The sequence below is a fragment of the Paenibacillus tyrphae genome, from assembly GCF_024158745.1.
Lineage (GTDB): Bacteria > Bacillota > Bacilli > Paenibacillales > NBRC-103111 > Paenibacillus_G > Paenibacillus_G tyrfis_A.
On record NZ_JAMZAW010000003.1, the window covers coordinates 224,941 to 238,499 of the forward strand.

The window sequence follows — 13,559 nt, forward strand, 5'->3', positions numbered from 1 at the left end:
TTTTATTTTGCGGCTTTAGACCGGTCCAGCAGCACCGCAACCAAGATGACGGCACCCTTCACGACCAACTGATAAAAGGATGAAACGTTCAGCAGGTTCAGACCGTTGTCCAATACGCCTATGATCATGGCGCCGATCAGCGTCCCCACCAGCCAGCCCCGTCCGCCGGATAGGCTGGTTCCTCCGAGGACAACCGCGGCAATCGCATCAAGCTCGTAAGAGGTGCCTGCCGTCGGCTGCGCGGAGTTGAGTCTGGAGGTGAGTATAATTCCGCTTAAAGCTGCCAATAATCCGCTTACCGAATAAACCATAATTTTGATTCTGGAAGTATTGATCCCGGAAAGCCAAGTCGCTTCCTCATTGCTTCCCAGCGCATACACGCGCCGCCCAAAGGTGGTGTATTTCAATATGATGAACAGAATGACAAAGGTCAGAACCATCCAGACGATCGGCATCGGAATTTCGAGAAAATACCCTTTCCCGATGATGGCGAAATCTTCGTGCAGCCCCGTAATCGGTCGGCCCTGCGTATAGACGAGCGTCAAGCCGCGGTAGACGGTCATGGTCGCCAACGTGGCGATGAAAGGGGCGACCTTCCCTTTGGTGACCAGCAGGCCGTTGACGGCTCCGAACACCGCCCCGCAGCCGAGGCCGATCAGAACGGCCAGCCACGGATTCATGCCGGAGGCCATCATGCCCGCCGTAAACGCGCTGGACAGCGCCAGAACCGCTCCGACGGAAAGGTCGATCCCTCCGGTCAGAATAACGAACGTCATCCCGAACGCGATTAAGGCGTTGATGGAAATTTGACGAAGCACGTTGAAAATGTTGGTGACGGTCAAAAAGTCGCTGTTGATCACCGATAAAACGACGACGATTAAGGCGAGTCCGAGCAGCGGACCCAGGCTGAACGCTTTGCCTGCCCGCTTACCGCCCGCTTTCGCTTCCGTTTGCATGATGTTTTCCTCCTCCTGTCGCGCAGTGCATAATTTTTTCCTGCGTGGCTTCCCCTCTGGCGAACTCTCCGGCAATCCGGCCTTCGTGCATCACCAGGATGCGATCGCTCATGCCGAGAACCTCCGGGAGCTCCGACGAAATCATCAGGATGGCTACGCCTCGGGAAACCAATTGATTCATCAAATCGTAGATCTCCTTCTTGGCGCCGATGTCTACCCCGCGGGTCGGCTCGTCCAAAATAAACACCTGCGGATTCGTTTCGAGCCACTTGCCGATCACGACCTTCTGCTGATTGCCTCCGCTCAGGGAGCCGACCTTCTGCTCGCCGTTCGGGGTCTTGATCAGCAGTTGCGAGATGAGGCGTTCCGAGATGCCGGTTTCTTTGCTGAGGTTGACAAACCCGAGTGAGGAAACGTCCTTCAAATTAGGCAGCGAAATGTTGTCCTTCACGGACAAGTTCAACAACAGCCCTTCGTCCTTGCGGTCCTCCGTGACCAGCGCAATGCCCGCGCGGATCGCATCGACCGGCTTGCGGATGGCGATGGGCCGGCCGTCGACGCAGATTTCCCCTTGGCGGGCCGGCGTCACCCCGAACAAGGCTTTGGCCAGCTCGGTCCGGCCGGCCCCCATCAGACCGGCGATGCCGACGATTTCCCCGCTGCGTACGGCGAAGGAAATGTCTTGCAGCTTGCCCGGCAGCGACAGGCCCTTAACCTCCAGCTTGGGCTCGCCGACGGAAACATCGATTTTGGGAAAGCGGTCTTTGATTTCCCGGCCTACCATCATTTTGACCAGCTTGTCGATATTCGTATCCGCTACGCGGTCCGTCCCTACCGTATGCCCGTCTCTCATGACGGTGACCCGGTCGCAGATGCGGAAAATTTCCTCCATCCGGTGGGAGATGTAGATCATCCCGACGCCCTTGGCTTTGAGCGATTCGATCACCGTAAAGAGCGCTTCGATCTCACGGTCGGTCAGCGCCGCCGTCGGCTCGTCCAGCACGAGAATTTCCGCATTCATGGAAAGCGCTTTAGCAATCTCGATCATTTGCTGCTGTCCGACGGACAGCTCGCCTGCGATGATGCCGGGATCGATGGACAGGCCGAGCTGGGATAAGAAGCGAACCGATTCCTGCCTCATTTTGCCCCAGTTGATCATCCCGCTCCGGCCGTAGGTAAACTCCCGTCCCAGAAAAATATTTTCCATCACCGTCAGATGCGGGATTAAGTTCAATTCCTGATGAATCATGGCAATGCCCAAGCTTTGCGCCATGGAAGGGGAAGGGATCTCGCAAGGCGTCCCCTTCAGGATCACGGTACCGCCGTCTCTGCGGTGAATGCCGCCGAGAATTTTCATGAGCGTGGATTTCCCCGCGCCGTTCTCCCCCATCAGCGCATGCACTTCCCCGCCGGTCAGGTTAAACGTCACCTGATCCAGCACTCGGACGCCCGGAAAGCTCTTGCTGATGTCGTTCATTTCCAGCAAGTATGTCGTCATGACAGCCACTCCTTTCTTAAAAGATCACGCCGGCCTGCAGTACGATGTTCGCATAAGGTGTAAATTCGCCTGTCCGAATAACCGCTTTCGCTTCGTGCGTAAGCCTTTTCAATTCCTCGTGACTAACCGTACGAACCGGAATGCCCTTCATGACGGCTTCCAGCTCCCGCTTGAACTGCGGGCTGGCCCGCTCCATTTCGTCCGCGATGAACGAGGCCTCCACTTCCATTTCCTCGAGCACAATGGACAGCGTCTCCAGCAGGGAAGGCACACCCTGCTTCAAGGCCAGATCGATCCGCCGCACATGGGAGGGGATCGGTAGCCCGCTGTCGCAAATAACGATCGTATCCGTATGGCCCAATTTGCTGATGACTTCGGAAATTTCACTGTTGATGATTCCGATTTTTTTCATGATGGTTTCCCCTCCGCTCACCCGTTAAAATCGAGTACTTCCTGTAGCGTGGGCATCCCCGGTTGAGCCCCGAATTTCGTCACGGCAAGCGCCGAAACCTTGGCCGCGAACGATACGGCTTCCTCCAAGCTTTTCCCCAAAGCAAGCGAATAAGCCAGCCCTGCGTTGAACGAATCTCCGGCTCCGGTCGTATCCACGACCTCCATGACATAACCGGGAACGCGGGTCAGCGTGCCCTCCTGCGCCATAAAGGCGGAGCCTTCCGCGCCGAGCGTCGTGATCACGTGCCGGGCGCCCATGCCGGCCAGCTCCCGCATCGCGGCTTCCAATTCGCCGCCTTCCGCGGAACGCCCGGTCAGCAAGGCCAGCTCCGTCCGGTTCGGGGTAATGTAATCGACGTTGTGCAGCAATTCCTCCGGCAGCTTCTGCGCCGGGGCGGGGTTCAATACGACCGTGCGCCCGCATGCCTTCGCCACTTGAGCCGCATGCGCTACGGTATCCACGGGAATTTCCATCTGAAGCAGCACGATGTCCGCCGCGGCGATGACTTCCCGGCAAGCGTCGATATGCGCGGGGAGCAACGTATGATTTGCGCCAGGCAGGACGACAATACTGTTATCTCCCTGACAAACGTAAATGCTGGCAACTCCCGTAGCCGCCTGCTCCGCGATCCGCACCGCGTCCGTACCCACGTTCTCGGCTTGCAGAGCGTGCAGCAGCTCTTGCCCGAAGCCGTCGGTACCGACCGCGCCGACCATCGTCACGGCCGCGCCCAGCCGAGCCGCAGCAACGGCCTGATTCGCGCCCTTTCCTCCGGGAAGAAAACGGATGCCGTGTCCGAGCATCGTCTCCCCTTGCTGCGGATACCGGTCCGCTTCGATAACAATATCCATATTCAAGCTTCCGATAACAACGATTTTAGGAGCTTGCATGTCCGTTCCTCCTTAAGGTCGACTCTCTGGGCACGAGCGCGACGTCCAGCTCGTACGTCTGGTCCGCTTCCAGCGTGCCTTCGATTTTCTTGATCAAAATCCGCGAGACGAGCGCGCCCATCTCATAGATCGGCTGGGCGACCGTCGTCAGCTCCGGCTGCGTAATCTCCGTCATGCCGATGCCGTCAAAGCCGCATACCGCCACTTGCCCGGGCACTTGAACGCCCATCCGGTGAAGCGCCTTGAGCGCGCCTACCGCCATCAGGTCGTTCCCGGCAAAAATGGCGTCCACATCGGGATGACGTTCCATCAGCAGCTCCGTCGCCCGGATTCCGCCTTCGATCCGGAAGTCTCCCTGAATCATAAACGTCGGCGAGTACCAGTCCAAATGCTTCACCGCTTCCTCATATCCGGCCAGCCGCTCCTTGGCCGTAATGAATTCCTGCGGGCCGTAGATATGGGCGATTTTCCGGCAGCCTATGCTCAGAAGATGCTCGACGGCCAGCTTCGCGCCTTCCCGGTTTTTGGAGCGGACCACGCTGCACGACTGCTTCGGCGGCACCCGGTCGAGGCAGACGACGGGGATGCCTTTCTTGGTCATCTGCTCGACATCGGCGGAATCCAGCGTATTGGAAGCAAAAATAATGCCGTCGATATATTTTTTCTTCAATACCTCAATATAGGACTTCTCCTTGACCCCTTCGTCGTCGGAGTTGCACAAAATCACCGTATACCCGTACATCGAGGCGACATCCTCGACGGCCCGGGCCAGCTCCGGAAAGAACGGGTTGGAAATATCGGGAAGAATTAAGGCGATGGTGTTCGTCTTCTTTCCGGCCAATCCCCGGGCCACCGCATTCGGCTCGTAGTTCAGCGCTTCGATGGCCTTTTTGATTTTCTGCTCCGTTTCCACATTCACATAGCCGCTTTTGTTTAAGTACCGGGAAATCGTCGCAACAGACACGCCCGCCAACTTGGCTACATCCCGAATGGTTGCCATACTTTCTTCACCCCTGCCATGTGGTACCGGTTACATATGGATTAAAAAAAATTTCCGATGATGCTATTGCATTTTAATAAGTAATAAAAATTCTCACCTGATTAAGTATGTGGTACCGGTTACACATAAAATATAGCACTCCGCGAGAAAGGAATCAACCTCTTTTTTGTGACAGATTGCCGAACGGCCTGCCAAGCTCTTCTGATGCTGCACGGCAACAATAAGCGGCGCCCCGCTCTACGCGGAAACGCCGCTTATGCTCTTCCTTGCAGGTATCGATGGGGTCTGGCGCGATTCTCAGTCCACCCGTCAGGTTAGCTTCTCGATATAAAGCGATGCGCTTACCACCGGCGTGCCGCCTCCGATGGTGCTTTGCAATACCACGTTGCCCGTATTGTCAATCCGGTTCAACGTCAGCACGCCGCCGGCCGTCAAGTTAGCGACGACCTGCCCCGTATAAGGCTGGTTTCCTGCATTGGTGCCGTAATTGCTGCACAGGACCAAGCTTGCCGGAACCGGACCGGCGCCATCCGGGTCGAAGAACAAACCGAAAGCGTTGTTGCCCGGTGTCGGGAACACCTCCCAATTGATATGATAAATGCCGGTTTCCAGAATGTTAATGCTTGAGGTCGGGGTGAAAGTAATGGCCGTACCATTGATGACCGAATTGTTAAAGGTAACGGCCCCGCCTTGCCCGCCTGGAGTCGGCGCAGCGGCAACATTCTGGTCTATCGTACTGCACAGAAAAGCAAATGCGGTGATCCTCGCCGGACCTTGCGGTCCCTGTGGTCCTTGTGGACCCTGCGGTCCTTGTGGTCCTGGAGGCCCTGGAGGGCCCGGTATTCTACCCATACGTGTTCACTCTCCTTTTTGATTTCACAAACAATGTACTCATTACATCTGCCTTTAGGCAGGGCGGGTGCCCATATCATCCCGATTTTTTTTTACTGTCTCCTGCACACGCCTGTTTTCGATCAGATTGTGTTGTTGTCCATGCATTTTCCATGCGTCTACATACCTTGTTTACAACTCACTTTATAACGATAAAGGAGAAAGCGTATGAAGAAGAAAAGCGGTACCGTCAAAACCTTCGGCATCATGGTCGCGAACGCCAAGCAAAAGAAGTATGTCCTGAGAAAATATCTTGCCTGCAAAACGGACCATATGAGACTCTTCTGTTTCACACCGTCCGAGATCGATTGGAAGCGGAAAAGCATCCTCGGCCTCCATCATTCGAACTGGAAGTGGGTACAGCACCGGTTTCCTTTCCCCGAAGTGATATATAACCGCTGCTACAATACGAAAAAGACGACCCACCAAAGGCTGAAGACCCTCATCGGGAGCAACAAATGCTTCAATCAGCAAAATCGATTCGACAAATACGAGATCTACAAGCTATTAAGCCAACCGCTCGCACCTTATACGCCCGAAACCGCTCCTTACGACCGGGAGACCGCGGCACAGCTGCTGGAAACTTATAAAGTGCTTTATGTGAAGCCTTGCTACGGACATCAAGGGAAAGGGGTATACCGTGTGGAGGCGAAGGAGTCGGGGGAAATTCATATTAGCCAGCATTATTTTTTGCCGCAATTTATCGCTGCAGACGTCCCGCAATGCCAAGCGAAGCTAGACAAACTTCTCGGGTCCACCCATTACCTCATCCAGCAAGGGGTCCATCTGCAGCAATGGAATGAACAAGTTTTCGATATCCGGGCGCTTGTTCAAAAAGACGAGTCGGGCGTATGGTCCGTAACGAACGTCGTCAGCCGGATCGCTCACAAGGGCTGCTTTAATACGAGCATCTGCGCCCAAATTTGTTTGTCCGAAGAAGTGCTTTGCCATTTGTACCCACAGGAGAAGAGCGACGCCTTCCTTCAATCGATACGCGATATCAGTCTAAGAGCCGCGCAAACCGTAGAGTCGGGCACAGGCCTTCATCTGGGCGAGCTTAGCGTCGATTTTGCATTGGACAACAACGAGCGGCTGTGGATCATCGAGGTGAACGGCAAGCCGCAAAAAGAGATCTACGACCAGCTCTCCGGCCAAAACGAGGTTTATAAGCGTCCTCTGCAATACGCAGCCTATTTGCATACCCATTGACCATTGCATTGGTCCAGTATATGGGTAAAAGCTTGGCAAGGTTATTCGCCTGTTCTGTACGATGAAAATTTTTTCGGCAACACCCGCCGCCTGTCATCCATCGATGGCAGGTTTTCATTTGTGCGAAAATTAGGGTCTCGACAAAATTATTCCGACGGGACATACGTCGTGCCGATGAAGAGGCCTATCCCATATGTTAGTACATACGAATACACAAACCTGACAAACTTTGCCCTCAAGGAGAGATCGCGGAATGAAAATTTTGATATGGAGCTACATGTTCTCCATCGGTGGCGGGGGCAGGCTGCTGACGAATTTGGCGACGGCGCTTGCCCGGCAGCCTGGCGTACAATTTGTCCGGGTCGTCCTGTCAGCTCAGACCGGTTTTAAAGACAGAGTCAACACACAGCTGCATCCCAAAGTTAGCATTGTATACAGCGAAGAGGACATTCGGAACAACCCGAATCATTCGTGCATTGCCGATTGCGACGTCGTGTACGTATTTTGGCCGCACGGCCCGGCATTCATCGACTTTCGCAAGCCGACCGTCATTACGTTTCACGATGCCACCATCTTCGATTACGTGCCGCCGTTCACGCCGGGATCGGTTGTTCGCGAGCATTGGGAGAAAGCCAAGGGCTGGCTGGAAAGAAGCACACACGTCGTCGTTTCTTCCGAATATGTGAAGTCGAGACTCGTCGCGCATTTCGGTCCGGTCTGCCAATCCGCCTTCCTGATTCAGCATGCGATTTCGCCGTCCAAATATTTCGAGAATCCGGCGCTGGATTCCGCACTCGCCCAGAGCTACCCGTTCCCCTACTTCATTTATCCGGCCAACACCTCTCCGCACAAAAACCACTACAATCTGCTGCTCGCCTACTCGCGCTTCTCCCGCCGAAGCCAGCACCCGCTTTTTCTGATCGGCTACAATACGGAGTTGCTAAGAAGCGTTCCGCCCCACTGGCCGGAGCTGGCTTCGATTCCGACCTTGGTCTCGCTGATCAAAAGATTGGGGCTCCAAATCGATAAAGACGTCTTCCCGCTCGGGCTGGTGCAGGACCAGTTGGTCGCTCCGTTAATCAAAAACGCCTACGCCCTGATTATGCCAAGTCTTGCCGAGGGAGGAGGCAGCTATCCGGTGGAGGAGGCGCTCAGCATGGGAACGCCGGTCTTATGCTCGGACATCCCGGTCATGCGTGAGCATCTGGTGAGACGGAGCGCGGAAGTAGCCTGGTTTAACCCCGAATCGCCGGACGATATGACCCGCGCGATGGAGAGCTTGGCCGACAACTACGCGCGCTACAAGCAATCCGCTGTCCTGGGCATGAACGACCCTACGGTTTCCTGGGACGATATTGCCAGGAATTACTTGGCCGTATTCCATTCCGCCCATTACCGTTATCGCGGGTATTCCTTGTAATTTGTACGATTGTACGGGGGACAGTCGACGTTCCGATGAACCGGCCCGCCCCAATATATTAATCGGAGGCGGAATGATTAACTGCATAAGGAGGATGAGACCGATGAAAATCATGATCATGGCTGGCGGACAAGGAACGAGATTTTGGCCGCGCAGCGTCAAATCGAAGCCGAAGCAATTCCTCTCCCTAACCTCCGAAGAAACCATGCTGCAGCAAACGTACCGCAGATTTCTCCAGTATGTGCCGGGTACGTCCATCTATGTCGTGACGACAAAGCAATACGCCAGCATTGTTCACGAGCAGCTTCCCGAGCTGAAGCAGGAACACCTCATTATGGAGCCCGAACCGAAGGATACGGCTCCTTGCATCGCTTTGTCGGCGCTGCATTTTTTGCAAAAAGGGGATGACGACGTTCTGGTGACGACCCCGTCCGACCAATATATCCCGGAAGGAAACAGCTTGTGGGAGGCGTTGAAGCAAGCGGAGACCGTCGCCAGGTCGGGCCATTCGATCGTTACTTTGGGAATCGCGCCGACCCGGCCGGAAACCGGATACGGCTATATCGTGACGGAAGAGCCGACGGCCGAGGGGCCGGCGCTTGCGGCGAAAGCCTTTATCGAGAAGCCCCCCCTGGAGCGGGCCAAGCAATTGATCGAGCAAAAGAACGTGTACTGGAACAGCGGCATTTTCATTTGGAAGCCCTCGACCATCGCCTACTATATGAGCCGCAGCCAAAAGGACATGTGGACGCTGCTCGAAGGATGCGGCGGGCAATGGGAAGACGTCTATTCGCGCTTGCCCAAAATATCCGTGGATTACGCCATCTTGGAGAAAGCTTCGTTGATCTATACGATCCCCGTTCATTTCGAATGGGACGATATCGGTTCCTGGACCTCGCTGGAACGCGTACATCAGCCGGATGACCAAGGAAACATCGTGATGGGGGACGCCTCCCCTCTCTATACGAGCAACAGCATCGTCTATACGGAGAACCTGAAGACCGTCGTCATCGGAGTCAAAGATTTAATCATTGTCACGACCCCCGACGGCCTGCTCGTATGCGACAAAGCCCACGAGCAGCATATCAAGGACGCTCAGAAATTTATGTAACGTTAAAGGAGGATAACGAACTTATGAAGGTGCTTATTACGGGGATTTCCGGCTTTGTCGGCAGCCATATGGCGGAGTATTTGCTGCAGGAGCATGATGTCGTAGGGACGATTCGCCAGCGAAGCCGACTGGATCACATCAAGCATTTAAAGGATCTTCAATTGGTCGAATTGGTCGAATGCGAGCTGCGCGATCCTTTTTCCGTCGAAGCCCTGATCGCCAGCGTGAAACCCGACCGGATTTTCCATCTGGCCGCCCAAAGCTTCGTGCCAACCTCCTGGAACTCTCCGATCGATACGATCTACAACAACGCCGCCAGCCAAATCAACATCATGGAAGCCGTCCGGCGGATCAAGCCCGACTGCAAAATCCAAATCGCCTGCTCCAGCGAAGAATACGGCCACGTCGAAGCCTACGAGGTGCCTATCAAGGAAACGAACCCGCTTCGGCCGCTCAGCCCGTATGCCGTCAGCAAAGTGACGCAGGAGTTTTTGGGCTATCAATATTACAAAAGCTACGGCCTGCACACCGTCATCACCCGGACCTTCAATCACACGGGACCGCGCAGAGGAGAAAACTTCGTCACTTCGAACTTTTCCAAGCAAATCGCCGATATCGAAAAAGGGAAGCAGCCCCCGGTGCTTTATGTCGGCAATCTGCAAGCCAAGCGGGACTTTATGGACGTCCGGGATGTCGTGCGCGCGTATTGGTTGGCGCTGGAGAAAGGCGTGCCCGGGGAAACGTACAACATCGCTTCCGGCTCCTGCATCACGATCGAAGAGCTGCTTCAGAAGCTGCTTGCGCTTAGCAAGGTAAAAATCGAGATCAAGGTCGATCCGGCCCGTCTGCGTCCGTCGGATGTGGAAATATTGCTGGGAGACTATCGGAAATTCCATGAAACAACCGGCTGGAAACCGGAAATTCCGTTGGACCGGACGCTCAAAGACCTTCTGAATTATTGGCGCTCCTTCCCGTAAGGCGGCGGCCTGCAGATCCATTCCAGTCTGGAGATGAACGACATGCGAAAGAAGAAAACCCGGCGCGCTTCGGGCTCTCGGAGCCACAGGCGGACCTTGTCCAAAGCCTCCAAGAGGCCGAAGCGCAAAAAGGCGCTCCGGAGAAGCCGTGCAGCTCTTCGCCGGCATCGAAAAGGCGCGAGCCGCAAGCGGAAAAAGCGGCTCCCGTCCTTGCGTGCCCGCCGACCTAAGGGGGCCAAATCCGTTCCCTCTTCGCCGTCCGCTGCGGCCCCTCCCGCCGCCGGGGTGAATTTGGTCGGGTTAATCCGCGCCGAGACCGGCATCGGCGAATCCGGCCGGTTAGCAGCCCGGGCGCTGCAGACGACGAGGATTCCGTTCGGGTTATTGAACTGCCCCGTATACGGAGACTACCGCAACGAAGATATGACGTGGGCGCATAAAGAAATGCAGGGACCTGCCTATAACGTGAACATTTTCCACGTCAACGGGAACACGCTGAAGCATGTCGTCGACCATTTCGGAGCTTCCCTTCTGCATGGGCGCTACAATATCGGCTTCTGGCATTGGGAGCTTGCGGAGCTCCCCGATTTTTACGCCGAAGGCTTCCAATTCCTGCAGGAGGTATGGGCGCCCTCGACCTATGTGGCGGCCAATATAGCCAAAAGATCTCCGGTTCCCGTCCTCCATATCCCGCACGGCATCGAGGTAGCTTACGATGCGGCGATGAACCGGACCCACTTCGGCTTGCCGGACAACCGGTTTCTGTTCTGCTCTATGTACGACACGCAGAGCTTCCGGGAACGGAAAAACCCCCTCGCCGTTATTGAAGCATTCAAGGCGGCTTTCGGGAGGGACGATCCGTCGGCCGGTCTCGTCGTCAAAGTGAACAACGCGGGGGTGAAGCCGGACGATATGGCGCTTCTGCATCGCGTGACGGCCGGCTTTCCCCAAATTACCATTATGGACCGTACGCTTGCGCGTCATGAAGTGAACGCCCTGATCGCCTGCACCGACAGCTTCGTCTCGCTGCATCGCGCCGAGGGCTTCGGTCTCGGCTTGGCGGAAGCCATGTACCTCGGCAAGCCGGTGATCGGTACGCACTGGTCGGGGAATACGGATTTCATGACCCCGGAAAACTCATGTACGGTCGGGTATAAACTCGTACCAGTAGGAACGGACTACGGACCTTACGGCGCCCATCAAATATGGGCCGATCCCGACATCGGCCAGGCGGCCGGACATATGCGCAATCTGGTCCGGGATGCCGGGTGGCGAAGCCGAATCGCGGCGGCCGGACAGCAGACGATCCGCAGCCGGTATTCGCCCTCTGCCGTCGGCCGTATGATCGAGCAGCGCCTGGCCCATCTCGGCTTGCTGTAACGGCAAGACAATTCATGGTAAGGGAGGTTGTCGTATGGACATGATCAACTTAAGATTGGGCAGCGCCCGCTTTGCGGAAAAGCTGAAGCAAGCGCCGACGCTCCGCTTTATAGACATTTTGCGCAATCTGCTGCTGCTGGAAGGAGAGGCGTTCATCTGGGAGCTGTACCGGCAGTTCTTTTTCCGGGAAGCCGATCCGGAAGGCTTTCATTCGCATTTGAACGGGCTGAACGCCGGTGTGCCGAAAACCAACTTCCTGCTCCATTTCCTGCAAAGCGGCGAAGCCGAACGTCTGTACAGCTCGTCCCAGTCTCCGGCGAAATATCCCCATACGACGTTCATCGGTACGTTTCACCGGATTCATCATGTGACCGATGTGGAATTCGTCTATTGCTTATATCAAGACTTGCTGCTGCGCCAGCCCGATCTGCCGGGACTTCACAGCCACATTCACCATCTCTCGCTCGGCTTGCCCCGGGTCCGGCTGCTCTGCAGCTTTATCGAATCCGGGGAGTTTCAGGAGAAGATTCATACCGTGCCGCCGTTAGCTGCGCCTCTGCTGCCTCATTCGTCATCCATTAAGCATATCGGCATGTTTCTTGGGTATCAACCGAAGATTCATTTGGACGGGGAAGGCATCGGGCGCTTTGTCGTCCGATTGACGGAAGGCTTACTGTTGAACGCTCCGGACGTTATGATCCACGTCGCGACGACGGAGCATAATTTTGCGGAAGTGGAGAAATTGTTCCAAGCCTTCGCCCCGCTCTATCCGAACCGGCTGTTTATACATCATTTTCCAAACGTATCCTGGTTGAACCAGCATCTCCCGGTTGACATCTGGTGCGTGCCTTATGTAGGAATGGAAATGGCTTTGCAGCTTGAGCGCCCGGTTGTTTTATGCATTCACGACCTCGTGTACACGCATTTTCGGGAGCTGTACGTCCGCAAGCATCCGGAATTGGTTCAAGGTTTGGACGCGATCGTTCATGCCATGGCGAGCAAAGCGGTTAAAGTGGTCTTCAACTCGGCATACGTTCAAAATAATGATGGTCTCGGCTACTTGCAGCTCCCGCTTCATAAAACGCAGGTAATCCGATTGGCCGCCCCTGTAGAGGAATACCGCAATCTGGGATTGCTGGCCGAAGAAGCTTTTCGCAGCAAGCATCAATTGTACGGGGAGTATCTCGTGTTCCCTTCCATCATCCGGGCGCATAAAAATCACGACCGGCTGCTGGAGGCTTTTCTGAATTACAGGCAGTCCCCCGAAGGCCGGGCTTCCAAGTTGAAGCTCGTTCTGACGGATCATTACAGCCACAGACCGCTGGAACGTGAAATCGCCGCCGTGCTGGGACGGTGCCGGGATCATGAAGCTTTGAACAGCATCGTTTACTTAAGACTCCCGTCCGGCGACATGCCTTCGCTGTATAAGTATGCAGCGGGAACGATCGTGCCTACGCTTTTCGAAGGAAGCTGTCCCTTCCCGATTCTCGAGTCTCTGACCGTCGATACGCCGGTCGCGATCAGCCGGATCGAGGTCGCCAGAGAAGTCATCGGCGATATGAACGCGTTCGTCACGTTCGATCCTTACTCGGTGCCCGATATGACCGCCGCCATCGCTCGGCTTTACCGCACGCGCCAAGCATTGATCGCCCAAGAAAAAGCCGCCATCTGGGGAACGCTGCAGCGTACGTGGTCCGTCGTGGCGCAAGAGTATTACCAGCTATTTCAAAGCCTCATATATCGATGATCGGAATCGGCGAAACAGGAGGTAGA

General features: G+C 55.4%; 12 protein-coding genes. 6 read left to right on the forward strand and 6 right to left on the reverse strand.

Annotation, left to right across the window (positions count from 1 at the left end):
• Positions 1-2 precede the first annotated feature (2 nt).
• From NI000_RS06195 to NI000_RS06220, 6 genes are all read right to left on the reverse strand, one after another.
• Positions 3-956, reverse strand: coding sequence for an ABC transporter permease (locus NI000_RS06195; RefSeq protein ID WP_253408732.1), 954 nt, complete (start codon positions 954-956; stop codon positions 3-5).
• Positions 928-2,454, reverse strand: coding sequence for a sugar ABC transporter ATP-binding protein (locus NI000_RS06200; RefSeq protein ID WP_253408734.1), 1,527 nt, complete (start codon positions 2,452-2,454; stop codon positions 928-930). The genes NI000_RS06195 and NI000_RS06200 overlap by 29 nt, the downstream gene beginning before the upstream one ends.
• 16 nt (positions 2,455-2,470) lie before the next feature.
• Positions 2,471-2,866: a D-ribose pyranase gene (gene rbsD / locus NI000_RS06205; protein WP_253408736.1), complete on the reverse strand. Its 396-nt coding sequence runs from the start codon at positions 2,864-2,866 to the stop codon at positions 2,471-2,473.
• Between the two features lie 17 nt (positions 2,867-2,883).
• Positions 2,884-3,798: a ribokinase gene (gene rbsK, locus NI000_RS06210; protein ID WP_253408738.1), complete on the reverse strand. Its 915-nt coding sequence runs from the start codon at positions 3,796-3,798 to the stop codon at positions 2,884-2,886.
• Positions 3,785-4,798: a LacI family DNA-binding transcriptional regulator gene (locus NI000_RS06215; protein ID WP_253408740.1), complete on the reverse strand. Its 1,014-nt coding sequence runs from the start codon at positions 4,796-4,798 to the stop codon at positions 3,785-3,787. Before NI000_RS06215 ends, rbsK begins: the two co-directional genes overlap by 14 nt.
• 309 nt (positions 4,799-5,107) lie before the next feature.
• Entirely contained in the window at positions 5,108-5,650 is a 543-nt protein-coding gene (locus tag NI000_RS06220; protein WP_253408742.1) for a collagen-like protein, read from the reverse strand.
• Positions 5,651-5,857: 207 nt separating this feature from the next.
• Between NI000_RS06220 and NI000_RS06225 the strand changes: the two genes are divergently transcribed.
• From NI000_RS06225 to NI000_RS06250, 6 genes are all read left to right on the forward strand, one after another.
• Positions 5,858-6,898 (forward strand): YheC/YheD family endospore coat-associated protein, encoded by a 1,041-nt coding sequence (locus NI000_RS06225; RefSeq protein ID WP_253408744.1) that lies wholly within the window; start codon positions 5,858-5,860, stop codon positions 6,896-6,898.
• A 253-nt stretch (positions 6,899-7,151) separates the two neighbouring features.
• Positions 7,152-8,318: a glycosyltransferase family 4 protein gene (locus NI000_RS06230; protein WP_253408745.1), complete on the forward strand. Its 1,167-nt coding sequence runs from the start codon at positions 7,152-7,154 to the stop codon at positions 8,316-8,318.
• A gap of 103 nt (positions 8,319-8,421) precedes the next feature.
• On the forward strand, positions 8,422-9,429 hold the full coding sequence (locus NI000_RS06235) for a mannose-1-phosphate guanylyltransferase (protein ID WP_253408747.1): 1,008 nt from the start codon (positions 8,422-8,424) through the stop codon (positions 9,427-9,429).
• Positions 9,430-9,452: 23 nt separating this feature from the next.
• Positions 9,453-10,406 carry a GDP-mannose 4,6-dehydratase gene (locus NI000_RS06240; protein ID WP_253408749.1) on the forward strand — a complete coding sequence of 318 codons (954 nt, stop codon included), beginning with the start codon at positions 9,453-9,455 and terminating at the stop codon, positions 10,404-10,406.
• 42 nt (positions 10,407-10,448) lie between these two features.
• Positions 10,449-11,786 (forward strand): glycosyltransferase family 4 protein, encoded by a 1,338-nt coding sequence (locus tag NI000_RS06245; protein WP_253408750.1) that lies wholly within the window; start codon positions 10,449-10,451, stop codon positions 11,784-11,786.
• A gap of 34 nt (positions 11,787-11,820) precedes the next feature.
• Positions 11,821-13,533: a DUF4214 domain-containing protein gene (locus tag NI000_RS06250; protein ID WP_253408751.1), complete on the forward strand. Its 1,713-nt coding sequence runs from the start codon at positions 11,821-11,823 to the stop codon at positions 13,531-13,533.
• Positions 13,534-13,559 lie beyond the last annotated feature (26 nt).

Bases quoted from the DNA above. Each gene is read 5' to 3' on its own strand.
- NI000_RS06245 (WP_253408750.1), top strand. From the start codon at position 10,449: ATGCGAAAGAAGAAAACCCGGCGCGCTTCGGGCTCTCGGAGCCACAGG.
- NI000_RS06215 (WP_253408740.1), bottom strand. From the start codon at position 4,798: ATGGCAACCATTCGGGATGTAGCCAAGTTGGCGGGCGTGTCTGTTGCG.
- NI000_RS06230 (WP_253408745.1), top strand. From the start codon at position 7,152: ATGAAAATTTTGATATGGAGCTACATGTTCTCCATCGGTGGCGGGGGC.
- rbsK (WP_253408738.1), bottom strand. From the start codon at position 3,798: ATGCAAGCTCCTAAAATCGTTGTTATCGGAAGCTTGAATATGGATATT.
- NI000_RS06240 (WP_253408749.1), top strand. From the start codon at position 9,453: ATGAAGGTGCTTATTACGGGGATTTCCGGCTTTGTCGGCAGCCATATG.
- NI000_RS06200 (WP_253408734.1), bottom strand. From the start codon at position 2,454: ATGACGACATACTTGCTGGAAATGAACGACATCAGCAAGAGCTTTCCG.
- rbsD (WP_253408736.1), bottom strand. From the start codon at position 2,866: ATGAAAAAAATCGGAATCATCAACAGTGAAATTTCCGAAGTCATCAGC.
- NI000_RS06220 (WP_253408742.1), bottom strand. From the start codon at position 5,650: ATGGGTAGAATACCGGGCCCTCCAGGGCCTCCAGGACCACAAGGACCG.
- NI000_RS06225 (WP_253408744.1), top strand. From the start codon at position 5,858: ATGAAGAAGAAAAGCGGTACCGTCAAAACCTTCGGCATCATGGTCGCG.
- NI000_RS06250 (WP_253408751.1), top strand. From the start codon at position 11,821: ATGGACATGATCAACTTAAGATTGGGCAGCGCCCGCTTTGCGGAAAAG.
- NI000_RS06235 (WP_253408747.1), top strand. From the start codon at position 8,422: ATGAAAATCATGATCATGGCTGGCGGACAAGGAACGAGATTTTGGCCG.
- NI000_RS06195 (WP_253408732.1), bottom strand. From the start codon at position 956: ATGCAAACGGAAGCGAAAGCGGGCGGTAAGCGGGCAGGCAAAGCGTTC.